Origin of the sequence: Paraburkholderia phymatum, assembly GCF_038900715.1 — a bacterium.
Classification (GTDB): Bacteria; Pseudomonadota; Gammaproteobacteria; order Burkholderiales; family Burkholderiaceae; genus Paraburkholderia; species Paraburkholderia phymatum_A.
Genome location: NZ_JAYMRZ010000042.1, coordinates 1 through 17,270, shown reverse-complemented (window position 1 = coordinate 17,270; position 17,270 = coordinate 1). Strand labels below are relative to the sequence as shown.

Below are 17,270 nucleotides of genomic sequence, written 5' to 3'. Positions count from 1 at the left end.
GCATACGGCGATGGCGCTCGGATGGCGTTGGTCAATCCCGCAATCTGGTGTTCTTAAGCTATCGCTCTGTTGCAACCGGCCTTCGCGCGGAAAAGGCAGTGGATGTTGACAAATAGGCACGCGGCGTCGACCGCATCGTGTCTCGTCTGCAGCGTGCTGAACACTTCAGGGCCAGCTCAAAAGACATGTAGACGTTGGCTCGTTCAGGTTCCCAGCTGAAAGCGACTTTTTCAGAGCGGGAATTGTTGGGCGGCAAGTACAGTGCATGTCGCCGCGAAACGCTTCGTCGCCGCCAGCAATCCAGAATCGCGAGGCTTCTGGGGACTATGAAGTTTGTGGTGAGGCTCAGCTGGCAGCAGTGCTGCTGACCTTCGAGAACGGATTCCATCGAGGAGCCAGACCTCCGGCCTAGCTGTTTTCTTTGCGCACCTGCCTTGCCTTCCGCCGGGTCTGGTGTCGGTATTACTGACACCCTATACATGCGAGGCATCGGCGCTGCAAACCTTCATTTGATGGCCCGCCCGCAAAAGTGTTCGCTGTTTCGACTGCTGCCTTATGCACGGAGGAGTTCGCGTTCGACGTTCCAATACACGCCGGGTGTCAGTATTACTGACGCCATCACTCGTGCCAGGATACCGCACGTGCCGCAAGAGATACTGTGCTTCGATACCTAAGACAGCTAACCAATGGGGGCGACTGCCCGCCATCGCCGCGAGGGTCACAGGTGGGCAGGACGAATGGACCAGAGACCGCAGCGTCAGTATTACTGACACAGCGCGCTGACGCGTTCCCGAGGGGGGACGGTGATACAGACTACAAGCGCTATTGCTAACATTTGCGATAGGTCAACGCCCGACACACCTGAGTTCCGAAACGAGAAGCACGGAAGTCCTTCAACTAGCAGTGTGCTCGACGCGTATCGGTAACACTGAAACCGTGCGCTACAGAGCCGAGTTGCAAAAAAGCCCGCACTCGGCGGGCTCTTCTTCACTCAACGCAAGGACCGTCACCTAGGCTTATCCCCGTACAGTTCGCTGATGACCTGGCGAATACGGGTCTCCTGGGCTTCGGTCAACGCAGCGGCTTTGATTTTGACCGTGAAACTATTCACGTCCTTCGTGATGCTTCCAGCGTGGGTGTTGCCAGCGAAGAACTTCTCTATGCTGCGCTCACGTGCCGTTGTACCCGTTGCGCGACGCGTGGCCATGCTGATAATAGCCGACGCGAATTTGCCTTGCGGCAGATCACCCTTGACGACCTCCGGCCATAATTCGCGAGCCGCCGATTCTCCATCCACGCCGTGCTTCTTGAGCGCCGAAACGACCTCTTCCGCAGCATTGCAGCCCAACAAGCGCGGTTGCAAGTCGAGGTCTCGCTTGATGAAGTCCGGTAGATTCTCAAATGCGAGATATTGGTACAGTCCGGTCCGAGACAGCCCGACCGCCTCGGCGAGTCGCTTGCGTGTCGGAAACTCAGACTCCGAACGCCGAATCGAAATAGCGATTTCATAGTCGGCCAAATCGTCGCGGTCCATGTTCTCCACCAGGGCCAGCACAATCATGTCCTGGTCATTGCAATCAATGACAACCGCCTTGATGTCATCCAGACCGAGAATCTTGTGTGCGCGCCACCGACGCTCTCCCGCGACGATCTGATAACCAGATTCTGCACGGCGGACGACGATGGGCTGTATCAGCCCCACCTCACGAATCGACTCTGCCAACTCTGTCAGCTTGGCTTCGTTGAAAACCCTTCGCGGTTGCCACGGATTGGGAACGATCGCCGATACTGGAACGTTGGATGCGGCGCCAGCCGATTCGAGCTCTTGAACCCGCAACTGTGCGGCAGCCAACGCCCCAGCCATACCAGGCGCGGTCTCTGTGCGTGCGCCTCGCCGGGACGCATCGGGGACCCTTTCTGCCGTCGACCGAATGCCAGCCGTCTTGTCCAGCATCTGCTGGCGAATGTTGTTCGAACCGCTCATTGTGCTGGCCTCCATTGTTTGACGAACTGTTCATCAATCCACCGACAGTACTCGACGAGTGGCTGGCGCACTCGGGCCAACGATTTCGCCTGGCTGTGCGAACTGGCAATGTCGAAGACCGTCGTGAAGGCAAGCGCCCCAGAACTCATCACTGAGCTTGCCGGGATTTCAAACGGGTCCATCCAGTCTCTATAGGCGCCTTGCGCCCATGTCCGGACGACGGGCGCAGCGGAGGTGGCACCATAGTTCACACGTGTCAAAAGCACCGACACGAAGTCGTACTTCTTGTCGGCTTCGTATCGAATAAACGACTTTGCGACGTCCGAAAACAACCTCCAGAAGGAGAGGGAGCTGAAGAAATCCAGGTTCTCCGGGACCATCGGCATGACCATCGCGTCTGCCGCCATCAGGGCATTCAGGTTCAGGTAGGATAGCGAGGGAGACGTATCAAGGATGATGTAATCGTAGTGCTTCCTTAGAGGCGCTAACCCTTCCCTTAGTACGGTCCAGAACTTGAATCCGGGTACTTTCATCTGCATGGCCGGCAAGTGATATTCCGCACCGACCAGTTCGGTGTGAGCCGGGATGATGTCAAGCCCATCCCAATATGTCGACTGTACCTTTGAAAGCAGTCCGCCCTCGATTTTGTGGTCGTACACGAAGGGGAGGACCGTGTCTTCAGGGAAGACCTCCTTCTCTGCATAGAGTCCACACAACTCAGACAGGGATGCTTGCGGGTCAAGGTCAACCACGGCCACCTTCCGGCCGCGCAAAGTCAGTCCCTGAGCCAGGCACATTGTGGTGGTGGTCTTTGCAGATCCGCCCTTGAGCTGCGAGGTGATAAGCACCTTTCCGAGAAAGTCATCGCTCGGGCCGGCCACCAGTGGAGTCTGGTAAATGTCAGACACCTGTTGTACCCATGTACGAGCTTCCGCCAAGGTGAACATGCGGCTACGGCTCCGCCCCGTTCCCGTCGACTCGCCTTCTGGGAGAACCCCATCACTTTTTGCCGCTATATAGTGAACCTGCTGTCGGGTAAGGCCGCAAAGCTCGGCAACCTCGCCCGTCGTGAATCTTGGCGCTAGCTTGCGCGGCCGCGGCGCCAGAATCTGGTCACGCAGTTCGTTTCCATAGTCCGTCACGACATCGGCAAAATCACTAATTTGCGTCAATGTGACAGTTCGATCTTTTGCTATGGGTTGACTGACATTCGCCATTTAGACGTTTTCCTTCAAAAATTTGGCTAAACGTAGAATACAGTAAAAATACAAAACCTACCTTCATACATAGTGTCTTTTCTCAGGATACAGGCCTAATCCTTTGTTTTTCCGTGAGTTACACGCCCCTCCATCTCTTTTGCTGGCACCTTGTGCCACCAAAAGCATCGGACAATCTCTCTCACCTTTGAGACCCATTTGGAACCCATTTGGTATTGCGCAGGACGCGAACGACGCTGAAGGTGAGACCCCTTGGATGCGCCACAAGCAGAAAGTCCGGCTTCTCTCCATTCGGAAGTCTGCCGCGCGGAAACCACCTCTTTCATTTTCACTACATTCGAATGGAAAGGTCGCCAAAGGTGAGAGATTATGTCGTCCCCGAATACCGATCGAGATATTTTTCGGCAGCGGCGACACTATCTCTCACCTTTCGCGGCAACCTAATCCGACTGCAAGCCCGGGTTGCGCAGCGCGTGCCGGGTTTGTAAGTTGTTTTTGTAAACAAATTCCCAACTACACTAACATACAGTGACATTCAAATTTCATATAAAACAACGAGTTACGTTGGAAAGGTGAGAGTGTGTGTACGCAAAGGTGAGAACGATTGTCCGACGCCGGTGAGAGCCAATGTGACTGTAGGGGAGAGTCGCTGTCCACTCCGGTGAGATACGCGCGTTCCTGCATTCTCAAAAGGTGAGAGTCATTGTCGGTTGTCTGTGGATAACCGTGGGAGTGCTATTCAGGCAAGGCTAGTGCGCTTTTCGAGCGGGTGAGAGGTGAGAGATTTTGTCGCCAAGGTGAGAGATAGTGTCGTCAGGGCGCTTTACGCGGCGCTAAGGTGAGAGGTTTTTATTGACATCTCACCTTTCTATGCTAGTCTCTACCAAAATTTTTTAAGAAAACTCCGCGAATCCCATGGCCAGTAGCGTCGAAAAAAAAGTGACACCACTCCAGTACGCGCTAGACCTCTTTGTCGAGAATGCTCCGGCGAACAGAGCCATTGACGCAATCAGTCCGGACACCGATATCGGTTACCAGAAAAACAACATTTTCGCGCGCATCATCGGACTCGGCCTTTCGGCGCGCCGCTTTGTCGACGCGGCTTATTTTGTCGTCGCGCAGGAACCGGAAGTGAAGGAAGCCTATGAGGTGACGCTAAGTTTCTTCAAGTGGTTGATGCGCTATGAGAGCCACAACAAGAAGCACTTCTCAAGCGTTATCCGTAGCGTCAAGTCTTCGATGCTTGAGGTAACGAGCGCGCCAACCGTATCGGTCGACTCGAAGGGGCGGATGTTGGACGTTTCAACAGAATCGAGCGACGTCACTGCGGAAGACGACGAGGACGAGGCAGAAGAAGGGGGTGTAACGCTCAACGATGAGGACGGCGATTGGCTCGAACTGATTGGCCGTGTGAGCGTACGGAACGGCCGTATCCGCTTCAGGGTGCCTGTTGAGCTTCAGAGGCTAATCAAGGACCCCGAGAACTCCTATTGGACCAGCCTGCTTATCACCTCGAAGTTCACGCTCATCTATGCGCGAGCTATCTATGATCATGTGCTGCCTGTCGTGCCTAAAGGCATAACCGAGTGGCTACAGCTCGACCTCGTGCGAAACTTGCCCGGCAAATCTTGGGCAAACAACGCTGAGTTTAAATACTTCAAGCGCGACTATCTCGAGCCCGCGGTCAAGCAGATCAACGAACTGTCCGACATAGAGCTATCGTACGAGACGCGTGCGGGTACGCCCGGTTCACGCAAGAAGGACCAGATTCGCTTTCGGCTCAGGTTTAAGGAAGCCGCAGGGGCGGCAAAGGCAGCCATGCTGAACTCAGCGTCGCTGTTCCTTACACTGGAAAAGGAATTTGGACTTACCGAAAAGCAGTTCGCGAAAATTGCGGAGAACCGCCAGGTGTGGAATGACGCACGCATCGAGCAAGCGGTCGAGTACACACGGTTCAGAATTGCTCGTGGCGACGAAATCAGAAGGGCCGGCTCGTACCTGATGAAAGCTTTGGCGGACAATTATCGGGTTTCGGACGCAGACCGGCAGGTGTCGCTGCTGCAGAGCCAACGTGTCGAGGCGATGGCGACGAAGCAGGATGAAAAGCACGCCAGGGAGCAAGCCGTTGCGGCTGCCAGGCTCGCGGCTGACACAGCCGCCGACCAGCAGCGCCTCGTGGAGATGCGTGCGGCTCGCGAGTTCTTTGACGCGGCCGAGAAGAAGATCAGAGAAGAACTCGTCCGCAAGTTTGTTGCATCGAGCACCATGGGACAGCGCGCGATCGAGCGTCAGGGACTCAAGACGGCCGAGATCACCGAGGCCAATATCGTGGAGTGGCCCAGTGTCGCCACCACGTTCACCTCTTACGTGGCTGCCGAACTCCGAAAAGCGGCACGAGCCGCTCTCAGGGCCTGATGTTGTGGTGAAATTCCACGGGGGATGTCTCATAATCAGGCAAAGGCGAACCCGCACCCTGTGCCGCGCGTCCGGTCGGAGGGTCATCCCTGCGCGGAATCCACGCCCGGTGGATGCGGCGGAAACATGTATGTATTATGCCGCCAACCCTTCGCGCGGCCGGGTTGCGCCCGGTTCAGGTCTGGGTGCCGGATACGCGCGATCCCGAGTTCATCGCGAAATGCCGGCGGCAGTCCCGGCTGCCGGCTGAAACGGCGGCCGAATCCGAAGCGGAAGATCTCGATTTCATTGAGAGCGCGACCGATTTGGATGATTGGGAATGAAGCGCGGTGATGTGGTGACCGACGTGGTGCCGGGCGAATTTGGCAAACTGCGCCCGGCCCTGGTCGTTCAATCGGACATCTACAACGAGCATCCGTCCGTGACGATCCTGCAGATCACGAGTGGGAGCCCTGATTTTCCGCAGTTCCGGATTTCTGTTCACCCGACGGAGCGCAACGGCTTGCGTGCGCCATCACATATGTCGATCGACAAGATTTTCAGTGTGAAGCGCGAGAGGATCGGCAGCGTCATTGATCAGGTTGAGGACGACAAGCTGGCCGCAGTCAACCGCGCGATGCTCGTCTTTATGGGGCTGGCGTGACGATCAATTAACGCAGGACAAGGGAGGTTGCGAAAAGGCAGAGAACCGTCCGCGGGCAAAAAGCGCGTAGCGACGCCGCCTATGAACAAAGCCACATGCAAGGTGCACGAGCTTGCGAATTATCTTCAACCAAAGGCCTCCAGTCCGTTCGAACAAGCTGAAGCATACGAGCCGCAACGCCACTCGGCTTCGTGTCGCCCTGCTCCCATTGACGAACGGTCGAGGCAGTGGTGTTCAGATATACGGCGAACACGCCTTCACTGACCTTCACACCCTTCCGGATGCGCGCGATTTCTTGGGGATTGGACTCCGGCGCTTTTTCGATGCACAGGTCATCATGTTCACGCATCGCTTTTCTTGTCGATGACGGCGGCGTGAGGATAAAAGCGATAGGACGCCGACATGGTCGGACGCCGGAACAAATTCAGCCACATCCGCGCTGCCGGATTCTGTGGCGTAGTAAGTGTGCCCTGGTTCGTTCGAGCGCTCGTCAGAGCCGGGTATCCCGACAAGCGCCGATCGCGGCCGCCATATTCGAGCACGAGTTCGTCCGTGTCCGTGAGGTCGACCGAGCGCATGTCAAAAAGGTAGCGGGTCGGGGGGGGTCCGGTTCCGTTATCTGGACTTCAATGACACGGGTGTACACGCGTCGCAACTGTCCGGTCACGCAGACACGTCGTCGTCGACAGTCCATATTTTTCCCAAGCCGGCTACCTCGCAGAAAATTGCCCACGCGGCGTACGGGATGTGAGACTCGCCGCTGATCCACCGGCGTATCTGTCGCCCACCGCCTTTCTCGCTCAACCCGACCAGATCCGCCGCCTCGCGCCCGGTGAGTCCGGCGCGACGAATGACCTCGCGAACCTCGACGCCGGTCGGCTGCTGCCAGCCCTTGACCCAGGGCACCAGACATTCCTTGCGGATATGTGTATAAAAATCATTCATTCACACCTCGTGTTCACACGGAGACCAGCAGGAACCGGCAATCAGTATCGCGCCCCCACGGCCGCCGCTGCGGGGGATTCACGCTCCCTCCGGTCGCTTGACGACCCCACCCGTGGCAGGTATGCACCTGTACCGGATCGTCCCGCCGCGATTCGCGGCGCGCCGGTGCGCACCCCCACGCCTGCCGGCGCGGGTCCCTAGGCGTCTCGACCCGGGCGCGCGGCGCGCGCGATATTTCCGTGATTATCGCAAGTCCAGCCTGCAGGGAGGAGGGTCGACGCGGCACGAAGGCGATGCGCGTGCCCTGGCTGCCATGTCGTCGCGTACGTTCACAACGGTAGATCCAGCTGGTTGAGCGCGATATGTGTGGCCTCGATCTGCCCGGGAGCGAACCGCGATACATTGATAACCGGCATGCGCTCATAGATCATCTGCCCGTAGGCGTCGGCCAGCAGACGTCCTTTCGGGCATAGCGCGTCTCCTTCGCCGGACGGCTCACGGGCACGCCAATAGTTGATGGCCTGCTCGATCTCGGTGACCGTCAGAAGGGCTTTCATCTTTACCTCGGTGTCATGTGACGACACCCGCGCAGATGACGCGCGAGTGTCCATTGTCGTTTCACGGTCGGGCAGCCGAACCTCATAGAGGTGCTCGCGAACGGCCGACATTTCGGCGTCGGTAAAGCATGCGATGCCGTCGACGAAATCGATCGGGCCAAACTGGGGCCAACGTCAAAAATGATAAGGTTTCCGAACCGTGACAGCAGCACTTCGCCGCCTTTCAGTTCGACGCGTCATTCGACGGTACGTATCCGACACCGTCCAGCCGCTGCATGTTCATTGCACCGGATGCAACAGGCGGCACACGGTCAAATTCCGCGAGCGCAGTGCGCGCGATCGCGCGAAGCTCGTCGCGATGCATTTCGATAGCATGGCCGTCCCGGTCGCGCATGTGGGCGATTCTCTCCAGTGCGCGTGCGGCATTGGCCGCCGCGTCAGCGGACAGTGCCATACGAAAGAGTTCGCTGCGTGCAAGCGAGCGGTCGCCATACTGCCAGACCGCCAACAGCGGAAGTAGCGCGGCGAGCCACGTTGGACGGGTGTTCAGCGTATCCATGTAGGTGTCTCCTGAGGATGCCCGGCCTGCAGGCCGGGGCATCCGGGTTAGCCGCGCAGGCGGCGCAGTTCGTCGGCGAGTACCCACAGGGCCCGGTTGAGCCGGATGTTCTGGTCGATACCGGTTACAGCGCGGGTCGTGGTGGACCGGCCATTTGCATTGCGCCCGTGAAGTCCACCGCGAAGGATGTTTTCCTGAACTCGGGAGAAAGTACTCCAGAGATCCGGTGCGCGATCCTCGACGCGACGTGGGGCGAGTAGTTGACGTTCGGTGACCGGCGCGGGCTTGCCCTCGTCATACCGCAGCGCGAGCGCAGCACGGGCGAAGGCCGTCTGCTCGCCCTCATCAAGTACCGAAGCCATCATGCCTTCGCGCTGTTCTGCAGCGGCCTCGAAACTGTCGAGCATCCTGAATGCGCCTTCGATGACCTCGCTGACTACATCGCCCTTGTGCGGCACGCGGATATCGGCGATGGTGTCGCCGCACACCATGCCGTTCTGACAAACGAACCTGAAGCAGCCCCCAACCATTTGACAGACGCTCTGCCCATTGTGGCTGTTCAGGAGGATGACTTCGTTTGCTTCGGGACCGTTGCGCTCCCCGGCATGTCTCAGGCGAAGCATGTGCTTCGTGTAATCGCGCATTCCCTCGTTGCGCACGCGTGTCTGGCAAACCATGAAGGGCTGGAAGCCTTCCTTGCGCAAGGCGTCGAGCACATCAATGGTCGGGATGTAACTGTAGCGCGCGGAGCGGCTTTCATGGGCGGCCTGCGCAAGGATGGACGGCGCGACCTGTGCAATCTCGTCATTCGACAGTGGGCGATCCGAACGCAGGGCGACGGCATTACGGCTGAAGCGGCTTGCAAGCGTATTCATGCTGTTCCTCACTGAAATGGGAAACCCCGACCGGCCGGTCGGGGGCGGTTGATCAGTCAATGGCGCGGAGGATGTTGGCGGCTTCCAGGTGCTGCACGGCGAACTCGCGCAGCAGGTGATAGCGCTCGATGATGGTGTCGTCGAGTGTCTTTTCCGCGAGATGGCAGAGGGCGAACAGGGTGACGGTAATGCCGAAGGCGTCCGCCCCCATCATGTCGCTGTAGCCATTCAGATACCAGCGCACATGCACGCGCGAGGCCTCGGCAGGGGCCATATAAAAGCCGCCGTTGGACAGCGTGAAGAATTGCCACAGCCCGCCCTGATAACTGGAATCAAGACGTGATGCCCAGTCATACACATAGGACTCGCCGGTGAGGTAGTGGCGGCCAAGATAGCGAGGCAGGACGTTCAGGCGCAGTTCTTCCGGTACAGCAGCAGAGGTAATACGGTCTTGAGTCATGGTCATCGGAATTCTCCGGTTAGTGACCGAAAAACATTTCGGCCTCACTTTTAGTATAGGACAATTTGCCCGTTATAAAAGGTGAAAATAGGTTCGCTGTGATTTAATTTTCCTAAGTATCATTGCCATTAATAAAATATTTTATCAGTGTGTTATATATAGGGCAATATACCCTATTTAAATGGGGTGGCATAATTCGCCTGGTCGCAAACCGGAGAGAACCGACGAAAGCAGAAAGCCCATCGGCCGGAACGGGTGGTGCCGAGAATGGCGCATCGAAGTCGACGCGGGCGAGCTATTTCGATCACGTACCGAAAGCGGGCATTGAGAAGGTGATCAGCAAGGCCGCGTCGCCGAAAGCTGCAGCGGAGCTACGGCGGAGCTACGCTGCATGAAGAAAGGCGACGCGGCGGCAGCTGTGCAGCTTCGGCTGTCGGAGTCCGGCTGCCTGCCCGAAGGGAGAAAAGAGGAGTCGGACACAAGTATGCGTGTTGTGCGCCGCGCGCCCGTATCGTACGCGACGCTTCTCGCATACGCGCGGTTGGCTTGACCGTCTCGGTGCCGACGCTCTCCGCCTTACGGCAACCGGTGCCCTGCAGAATGCATGGGGAGGGGCACGACCCGAGGCGGGGCGGCGGGGCGATACGATTCAGCGCATGGCTTGACCGCCGTATTTGCGTGCTATTTCATCGAGTCCGGTGCTGGAAAGCAGCGGTTGATCATATTGCTGCGCTTCGAGCTTGATTAACTGCATGCGTGACAGGTGCGGGTTTTCAGCAGCGAGTTCATCGAGCGTTCTTATGCGTGCGCGAGGCGAGGAAGTGGAAGACGTGGACGCGTGCGGCGCGGGTGCTACGGGCCTGACAGGGGCGGCGGGTGCAGGGATGGGTGCGGGCGATGCTGGACGGCTGAGGGGCGAGGGTGTGCGGTTCGGTGCGCGTCGGCCCAAGCGTTTGCGGATGCGGTGCAGGGCGTTGTCAAAAACGGCGAGACTCATGGTGAGGCCGCGCTTTTGCAAACGTGCGTGGAGTTCGCGCCTGGAGACACCGCGCGCCAAGGCCGTATCGATCTGCTCGATCAGATCGGCAAGCTGCGCGGTTTCGGAGCGTGTGGTGCTGGTTGCGGGCGCATCGAGCAGGTCTTCGACAACGGCGGCGAGGTCGGTCAGCGGCATGGCGAGGTCTGCGAATAGTCAACGCTGACTGATGGTGCTACAAAAGTGCTAAATAGTCAAAAATGCGTGGTGAGTAAAGCTTTATCAAAGCTTCAGTTATGCGAATTGATGCTTGAACCGTGCAATATAGCTGCTACAGTGCTTGCTATGGTGTGGTGGGTTGAGGCACGTCGGATATGTTTACGCATCGCTACGCGCTTCGTAAAATATCGCGTGCCAAAGGGGCGAGGCCCCTTTGCAACCCCGACGCGGGCCACTGTACCGCGTCCATCGTGCCGACGAGTCCGTCGGCAACAGTCAGCACTGCCTGGTATGCAATACGAATAGGAGGTACTTTCCTATGATCCAGACCAGCCAGTGGGTGATCCAGCGTGTGATGAAGCCACGCGGTTTCGCGCGCAACAGGCGGTGGCAGTATCTGCCGTGGGCGGGTTATACGCATCCCATGACGGGCGATCAGGCGATGCGCGCCTTATACGAATGCGAAGTGCATTGGCCTGCCTATGAATTTCGCGCGCATCCGATCGACGGCGACATGACGCGATTCGATCTGCCAGGGCAGTCGGCAGACTGGACGCATCCCGTGGGGCTCTGATCATGTCGCGCAAAAAGAGCAACGATGGGGCAGGGCTTGGCAAGCCGATTGCGTTCAGGTTGTCCGATGCGGACCGTGCGGTCTATCTTGACAAGGTGAACCGGAGCGGGCTGACGCAGTCCGAATTTTTCAGACAGGCGGTGCTGACGAACCGGACACAGGTGATCGCACGACCGGTGGCAAGTGCGGACCGCAAGCGCCTGCTGTACATCTTCAACAAGACGAGCAACAACCTGAACCAGATCGCGCATCGCGCGAACTCTGAACACAAGAGCGGTGATCTGTCGGAAGCGACTTATGAACAACTGCTCACGCAACTGCAGATGATCTCGCGCTATCTGAAAAGCACGCTCGAGAAAGTGGACTGACCGGATACAGATACAGACAGAGGCGGAAACAGACGGGCATGGACATCGATCGCATACACCGCGCAACGGTCGTCACGCTGGCGACGATATGGTGCGTCGGACGACATGATGAGGGCATGCAAACCTCACCAATCGTGCATCGATCCTGCTACGCCGTGTTTCGCGGCCTTCGTCCTTGTGTGCGCAACAGCGAAGGTGAGCGATGCTGATCCGGGTACGTGGCTATCACGACGGCATCAAGGCCTATCTCGAAGACGGCCAGAAGCAGGACCGTGAGTTCGAGCGCGACGAGATGGACGAGCGAGTGATCCTCGCAGGGGATCTGGCGCTGACCCATGACATCATCCAGTCGATGGATACGACAGCCGAGCGCTACATCAACGTGACACTGTCGTTCAAGGAGGACGAGGTCTCGCGCGAGGTGCTCGCGGACATCGTGCGGGAGTTTGAGACCTTTGCCTTTTCTGCGTACCGGCGCGACGAGTACAACTTCTATGCGGAAGCACATGTTCCGCGACTCAAGAGTTACGCCGACCGGCGCAGTGGCGAGCTGGTCGAACGCAAGGTACATCTTCACGTCGTGATCCCTGAAGTGAACCTGCTGACCGGGCATCGGCTGGAGCCGTTCGGCAAGGTTGACCGGCATCACCGGTTCCTCGAAGCATTCCAGGAGCATATCAACGCGAAATACGGACTGGCGAGTCCGAAAGATAACCGGCGGGTGCAGTTCACCGATGCGTCGGAAATGATCAGCCGGTACAAGGGCGACGTATTCGAGCCCATGAACCGCGAGCTGAAGGCCACGATCCTCGAGGCGTTGATTGCGCGCGATGTCACGTGTTACGAAAACTTCAAGACGCTGCTTACGGAATTCGGCGCAACGCGCACCCGCAATGCGGGTCGTGACGGCGAGTATGAAAACGTCAAGCCGCCCGGTGCGGCGAAGGGCGTCAATCTCAAGGAATTCGTGTTCTCGCGCGAGTTCATCGAACTCGATGCCGACGGCAAGCGTGATGCGCTCGACCGGAACGTCCACGCCGAGTACATCGAACCGGGTATCCCGCGTGCGACGCCCAGGCACTATCTCGATGCCCTGTACGAGTGGACCGACACCCGTGCGCGGGAGATCAAGTATCTCAATAGCGGTAGCAGCTTCTACAAGGCGTATCAGGCCGCGTCGCCGACTGAGCAGCGACGCATTCTCGAGCATCGCGAACAGCGGTTCTATGACGCAGCAGGAGGACTTGATGAGCGGACAGGACGAAGCAGTGGTGGACCAGGGGACTGGCGAGCCTGGGAGTGGAAGTGGCAGCACGGGGGGGAACCGCAGTGGCGCGGCCCACCGCTCGCGGAGCACGAACGCCGGGACCCGTGGCGAAAGTGGAGAAGGGGAGCGGATCACGACCTTGACGCTCGCCTCGATCGACCCGGCCCGTCGTCCCGATCCCCACACGGTGTGCGAAGTGTGCCCGGCCGCGGTGTGGATGGCGACGCCGCGCGACGTCAAATGCTTCTGCCGCCTGATGCACTACTGGAGCTGGGAAACCACCAAGCCGACCGAATTGACCAACTGCGATGGACTGGCGATCGCGAGCGAACGGGAAGAGGCCAGCTAGCCCTTGGCAATACGTCGCTGCTCGACATGATCGCCGCGCGCATGTACCGCGCTTGGGACGCCGCAGACGATGCGGGTCGAGCGCGGCTGGCGGCAACGGCCGCCGACAAGTTCATGCGCGCCGGCGAACCGTTTGATGATCGCGGGCAACAGGGCGCGCCGTTCGGGCTGAACCCTGTCTTCGGGGGCGGACAGGTGCCGAAGGACTTCGAAACGAATGCCCCGATCCGCCATCTCGCGGATGTCCCATCACTGGATGCGATCGGTTCGCTTCCCTTTGACCCGGCAGAGCGCGAGGTCAATGAGATAGGCGCCGCCTTCAACTCGCGCGCGAGAGCGTCGACCGGCCGGGAGGCCGACACCATGCGCGACCAGTTTGCGCGGGACCTCGTGGAGTCGCGCAGTGTTCGACGTTCCCGTGAGCGTGCTGAATTTGCGGAGATCCGGGCGACGCTTGACGCGAGCCGCCTGCTCGCCGCACTTGCGCATTCGCACGGCCTGATCGTCCACAAGTACAGCGTCGGCAAGGGCGCTGACGGTGGCGACCGTATCCGTGCTGGTGCGCGCAATCTGAATGTGTCCGACTTCCTGACGAAAGAGATGAATCTCTCCTGGGCGGAGGCCGCACAATTGCTACGCGATAGCTGGCGCGCGCAAACCGGACGCAGCCCCGGGCATGCGCCGCGTCATACGCCCGAGCGTGACCTCTGGATTGAATTCCAGCAGTGGCGTGTTGCGTATCGCGAGGGGTTGCGCCGCGCGTGGGATGAGCAGGCACAGCGCGAGAAAGACCGGCGCGACGCGATCAAGACCGCGTTCTACAAGGCACGCAGCACCCTGACTGATCGCAGGGATCTGTCTGCGGTCGCGCGGCGAGAGCAACTGGCAGGCGCGCGCGTGGCGCGCCTCGAGGCGGAAGCTGCGCTGCGCGACCGCATTGCAAACGAACGTGACGTGCTCAAAGGTGCAGGTCGGCAACCCCTCACCGACCAGTACCGGGATTTTCTGCAGGAGCGTGCGCAGGCCGGTGATTTACGGGCGCTACGCGAGCTGCGACGCATGCAGCAGATCCGCCAGCTGGTGACGCGTGCGGATGAAGAACACGTCGTCACCGTCCGTGGATCCATGCAAGGACCAGGGTCAAAGCTCGGGGCTGCTCACAACGAACTCATCTACCACGGACCGTCGATCACCTATGAGGTGCGGTCCACGGGTGAGGTTGACTACCGCAAGGATGGCATGGCGGTCTTCGTCGACGAAGGCCGTACGTTGCGGTTGTGGGATGGCGAACGCGAAGCGACCGGGATCGCGCTGCGTTTCGCGCAGCAGAAGTTCGGCGCCACCCTGTCGCTCTCCGGTCCCGAGGCTTTCCAGGCGGCAGCGGCACGGTTGGCCGCTGACACGCGCATGCACATCGTGTTTGAACAGCCGGAACTGGAGCACATCCGTCAGATCCGGCTGGCCGAGCTCGATGCCGAAGCACAGGAACGCCGGGCGGCGCAGCGCGAGCGCGATGCCTGGGAGCGGGACGAACTGCGCAACGCCGTGCGCGAAACGCAACTACCTGTCACTCGCGATCCGCCCACCCCAGGTGGGGACACCCAGTCACCTAACGATCACGATGCGTCCGATCGCGGTCCCGGCAACGGTCCTGGTACCGGTCAGGATAGCGAGCCCGGTCCCGAACAATGAACCATCCACCCGAGAGGAATCGAATGCCCCGGCTTGCAACTGTCAACCGAGACCGTGCCGTGACCGTCCTTGAAGAGATTATTTTCAGGGGCACGCCGTCGCTGGTCGTGAATCTGCCTGCGTATCTCAAAGGCGTCGTTGGTGCGATCATCGTTTTCGCTGCCTACCTGTACGCGGCAACCCGTTGGCCCGTGCCGTGGTATGCGCCCCTGATCGCGTTGGTGCTCATCGCAGTGGGAGTCGTTCTCGCGTACCTCCGAACGGCCTGCACGAAATCATTATCGACCGCCCGGATTACCTGTCGTCAGGGTATTTTCAGTCGCCGGGTCGAAAGCCTTGAGCTTTTCCGCATCCAGGATGTGACGTCGCTGCATCCGTGGTGGCAGCGGCCGTTTGGGATCGGCACCGTGGTCGTGCTGACCAGCGACTCCAACAATCCACACTGGCGGTTGCTCGGGATGCGTGATGCGGAGCAGTTACGCGATAGCCTGAACCGTGCGGCGATTGCGCTGCGCGACACGAAAGGCATTCGAGAAGTCAATATGGGGCGAATCTAGTCTGATAACTTTCGGGTTATCGTCCCTGCACTCAGATGACCTGTCGCTGGAGCGGGAATGTTACCGACACTGGAACTCGATGAAGGACCGGGAAAGAAGCCGCGCAGTGCTCGTTCTCGAGATCAGGGATCGCAACAAAACGGATCGTGGCGTGATCGCCCGATTGCTTGTCGAGCGCGAGACGCGATATGAACGCTACGCTGACGGACAGCTGGATATGGCGCACATCGAGCTCTCATACTGCATGATCGGTGTTCCCGTCGGGCCAGCGAGCGGGCAGGGCGCGTTCAGGGGCTGCTATTCTGCCGTGCAGAATCGCGTTTCCGCGACAGCATCTGACGTGTGGGGACACGGATTCGTGACAATCGATCTGCCGGGACTGGAGGGACAACGGATCGGCACGTATCTCATGAACGAGATCGTCTGCTGGATCCGTCAGTGGCCCGACGCGTACTTGAATAGCATCGAGCTACTGGCAGGTCAGGCATACGGCAAGAACACCGCCCGACGCAACCGCTTCTACGAACAGTTCGGCTTTGCTTTTGATTACGCGGATCCGGCACATCGGGCGGGGATGTCGCGCGCAATCAAGGATATTGCCGATGGCTGAGGCGTCTGCGCGCGAACAGTCACTGTCGTCCCATCTTGCCCTCGTAGCCTGCAGGGATGGTCACGGGAACCGGCATCTGTTTAATGAATTGATGCGGACCGTGTACGTGGCGTGGTTCCTTCAACAGAAAGGATATGGAAAGGAATCCGTCAGCAGCTTCAAGACAGCGGAATATGCTGTGGAGGCTGCGCTGGAAATGGCGCACGTGTCGGACGAATGGGTGCTCGCAGAAGATACCGTTCCCGTTTTTGAACGTCTTTTAGCCCTGCACGATTCGCAGCTCGCGAGCGTACCGCTGCACAAGGTCATTCACGCCGAACAACGTCTCAGGCAGTTTCTTGCGGGAACCGCGATTTCGCCGGTCCCCGACACCGGTCAGGTTGGGATGTCGTAGCGGACCCTGTCAGCCCCAGTGGTGCTGAACACCCGGATGCGCCGTGCGGAAGCGCAGCGATCACGCTGTGTCGAAAAGGTCGAGCTGGCGCGGATCGTCGGTTGCCTGGGCTGCGGCGGGTTGCGTTGCAATCGGCGTCGGTGCGTTCGCCCAGGTTTCGATCCGGAAGAAGTCGGGATTGGCGCCGGCATTTTTCGCGGCGAGCAGCCAGTCCGGCGTCTCACCGAGCCCGTTCCACTCGTGTCCTCGTGCGTCGCGATATAGCGGCGGATGAGCCTCGTCGTGTTGAATCGAAGCAGCCAGCGCTTCGGTCGAGATACCAAATTCTTCCATGCGGCTCCGCTGATCGTCACGCAGAAAGGCGGCGCATCCGACTGGGCGTTAAGCGCCGAGTCAACTTCTAAACAGCCGGCGAGCGACGGGAAACCGTCGCCACGTTCGATGACGGATTCGACTAAAGTACGAGTTAAGAAATGCCATCATTGCTAGACATCATGTATGGACCTGCCGCGCCTCAAGGTACGCGGATTAAGCTTGAGGTGGGGTACACCGCGGCTCAGAGCCGCATTGAGGGGGCAGGCCATGAACCAGTTTAGCAAGTACGTGGGCC

At 59.1% G+C, this 17,270-nt stretch carries 18 protein-coding genes and 1 pseudogene; 9 read left to right on the top strand and 10 right to left on the bottom strand.

Annotation, left to right across the window (positions count from 1 at the left end):
* Positions 1-1,006: 1,006 nt before the first annotated feature.
* Complete coding sequence (locus tag VSR68_RS40630) at positions 1,007-1,984, bottom strand: ParB/RepB/Spo0J family partition protein (RefSeq protein ID WP_342945087.1); 978 nt, start codon at positions 1,982-1,984, stop codon at positions 1,007-1,009.
* The gene (locus VSR68_RS40625) at positions 1,981-3,201 is read right to left on the bottom strand and encodes a ParA family protein (RefSeq protein ID WP_342945086.1); all 1,221 of its coding nucleotides are present in this window, start codon (positions 3,199-3,201) and stop codon (positions 1,981-1,983) included. The genes VSR68_RS40630 and VSR68_RS40625 overlap by 4 nt, the downstream gene beginning before the upstream one ends.
* A 915-nt stretch (positions 3,202-4,116) precedes the next feature.
* Between VSR68_RS40625 and VSR68_RS40620 the strand changes: the two genes are divergently transcribed.
* The 3 genes from VSR68_RS40620 to VSR68_RS40610 all read left to right on the top strand — a co-directional run bounded on the left by VSR68_RS40620 (position 4,117) and on the right by VSR68_RS40610 (position 6,259).
* Positions 4,117-5,616, top strand: a complete 1,500-nt coding sequence (locus tag VSR68_RS40620; protein WP_342945085.1) for a replication initiation protein — start codon at positions 4,117-4,119, stop codon at positions 5,614-5,616.
* Between the two features lie 137 nt (positions 5,617-5,753).
* The gene (locus VSR68_RS40615) at positions 5,754-5,939 is read left to right on the top strand and encodes an antitoxin MazE family protein (protein WP_342945084.1); all 186 of its coding nucleotides are present in this window, start codon (positions 5,754-5,756) and stop codon (positions 5,937-5,939) included.
* Positions 5,936-6,259: a type II toxin-antitoxin system PemK/MazF family toxin gene (locus tag VSR68_RS40610; protein ID WP_342945083.1), complete on the top strand. Its 324-nt coding sequence runs from the start codon at positions 5,936-5,938 to the stop codon at positions 6,257-6,259. The genes VSR68_RS40615 and VSR68_RS40610 overlap by 4 nt, the downstream gene beginning before the upstream one ends.
* A gap of 79 nt (positions 6,260-6,338) precedes the next feature.
* Here VSR68_RS40610 and VSR68_RS40605 read toward each other — a convergent pair.
* The 7 genes and pseudogenes from VSR68_RS40605 to VSR68_RS40575 all read right to left on the bottom strand — a co-directional run.
* Positions 6,339-6,617 (bottom strand): annotated as a pseudogene (locus VSR68_RS40605) (helix-turn-helix domain-containing protein); the annotation flags it as partial.
* A gap of 305 nt (positions 6,618-6,922) precedes the next feature.
* Positions 6,923-7,204: an XRE family transcriptional regulator gene (locus tag VSR68_RS40600; protein WP_342945082.1), complete on the bottom strand. Its 282-nt coding sequence runs from the start codon at positions 7,202-7,204 to the stop codon at positions 6,923-6,925.
* Positions 7,205-7,533: 329 nt separating this feature from the next.
* The gene (locus VSR68_RS40595; RefSeq protein WP_342945081.1) at positions 7,534-7,761 is read right to left on the bottom strand and encodes a DUF3717 domain-containing protein; all 228 of its coding nucleotides are present in this window, start codon (positions 7,759-7,761) and stop codon (positions 7,534-7,536) included.
* Positions 7,762-7,984: 223 nt separating this feature from the next.
* Positions 7,985-8,320, bottom strand: coding sequence for a hypothetical protein (locus tag VSR68_RS40590; RefSeq protein WP_342945080.1), 336 nt, complete (start codon positions 8,318-8,320; stop codon positions 7,985-7,987).
* Positions 8,321-8,367: 47 nt separating this feature from the next.
* Positions 8,368-9,195, bottom strand: a complete 828-nt coding sequence (locus VSR68_RS40585) for a DUF932 domain-containing protein (RefSeq protein WP_342945079.1) — start codon at positions 9,193-9,195, stop codon at positions 8,368-8,370.
* A 52-nt stretch (positions 9,196-9,247) separates the two neighbouring features.
* The gene (locus VSR68_RS40580; protein WP_342945078.1) at positions 9,248-9,661 is read right to left on the bottom strand and encodes an antirestriction protein; all 414 of its coding nucleotides are present in this window, start codon (positions 9,659-9,661) and stop codon (positions 9,248-9,250) included.
* A gap of 643 nt (positions 9,662-10,304) precedes the next feature.
* Positions 10,305-10,829, bottom strand: coding sequence for a hypothetical protein (locus tag VSR68_RS40575; protein WP_342945077.1), 525 nt, complete (start codon positions 10,827-10,829; stop codon positions 10,305-10,307).
* Positions 10,830-11,169: 340 nt separating this feature from the next.
* Here VSR68_RS40575 and VSR68_RS40570 point away from each other — a divergent pair, with 340 nt between their 5' ends.
* From VSR68_RS40570 to VSR68_RS40545, 6 genes are all read left to right on the top strand, one after another.
* A complete protein-coding gene (locus VSR68_RS40570; protein ID WP_342945076.1) occupies positions 11,170-11,424 on the top strand; it encodes a hypothetical protein in 255 nt (84 codons plus the stop codon).
* Between the two features lie 2 nt (positions 11,425-11,426).
* On the top strand, positions 11,427-11,792 hold the full coding sequence (locus VSR68_RS40565; RefSeq protein ID WP_342945075.1) for a plasmid mobilization protein: 366 nt from the start codon (positions 11,427-11,429) through the stop codon (positions 11,790-11,792).
* Between the two features lie 202 nt (positions 11,793-11,994).
* Positions 11,995-15,099: an LPD7 domain-containing protein gene (locus VSR68_RS40560; protein WP_342945074.1), complete on the top strand. Its 3,105-nt coding sequence runs from the start codon at positions 11,995-11,997 to the stop codon at positions 15,097-15,099.
* A 59-nt stretch (positions 15,100-15,158) separates the two neighbouring features.
* Entirely contained in the window at positions 15,159-15,656 is a 498-nt protein-coding gene (locus tag VSR68_RS40555; protein WP_342945073.1) for a PH domain-containing protein, read from the top strand.
* Between the two features lie 79 nt (positions 15,657-15,735).
* Positions 15,736-16,266: a hypothetical protein gene (locus VSR68_RS40550; protein WP_342945072.1), complete on the top strand. Its 531-nt coding sequence runs from the start codon at positions 15,736-15,738 to the stop codon at positions 16,264-16,266.
* Positions 16,259-16,660 (top strand): hypothetical protein, encoded by a 402-nt coding sequence (locus VSR68_RS40545; RefSeq protein ID WP_342945071.1) that lies wholly within the window; start codon positions 16,259-16,261, stop codon positions 16,658-16,660. The genes VSR68_RS40550 and VSR68_RS40545 overlap by 8 nt, the downstream gene beginning before the upstream one ends.
* A 60-nt stretch (positions 16,661-16,720) precedes the next feature.
* Here VSR68_RS40545 and VSR68_RS40540 read toward each other — a convergent pair whose 3' ends face one another.
* Positions 16,721-16,993: a hypothetical protein gene (locus tag VSR68_RS40540; protein ID WP_342945070.1), complete on the bottom strand. Its 273-nt coding sequence runs from the start codon at positions 16,991-16,993 to the stop codon at positions 16,721-16,723.
* Positions 16,994-17,270: the final 277 nt, after the last annotated feature.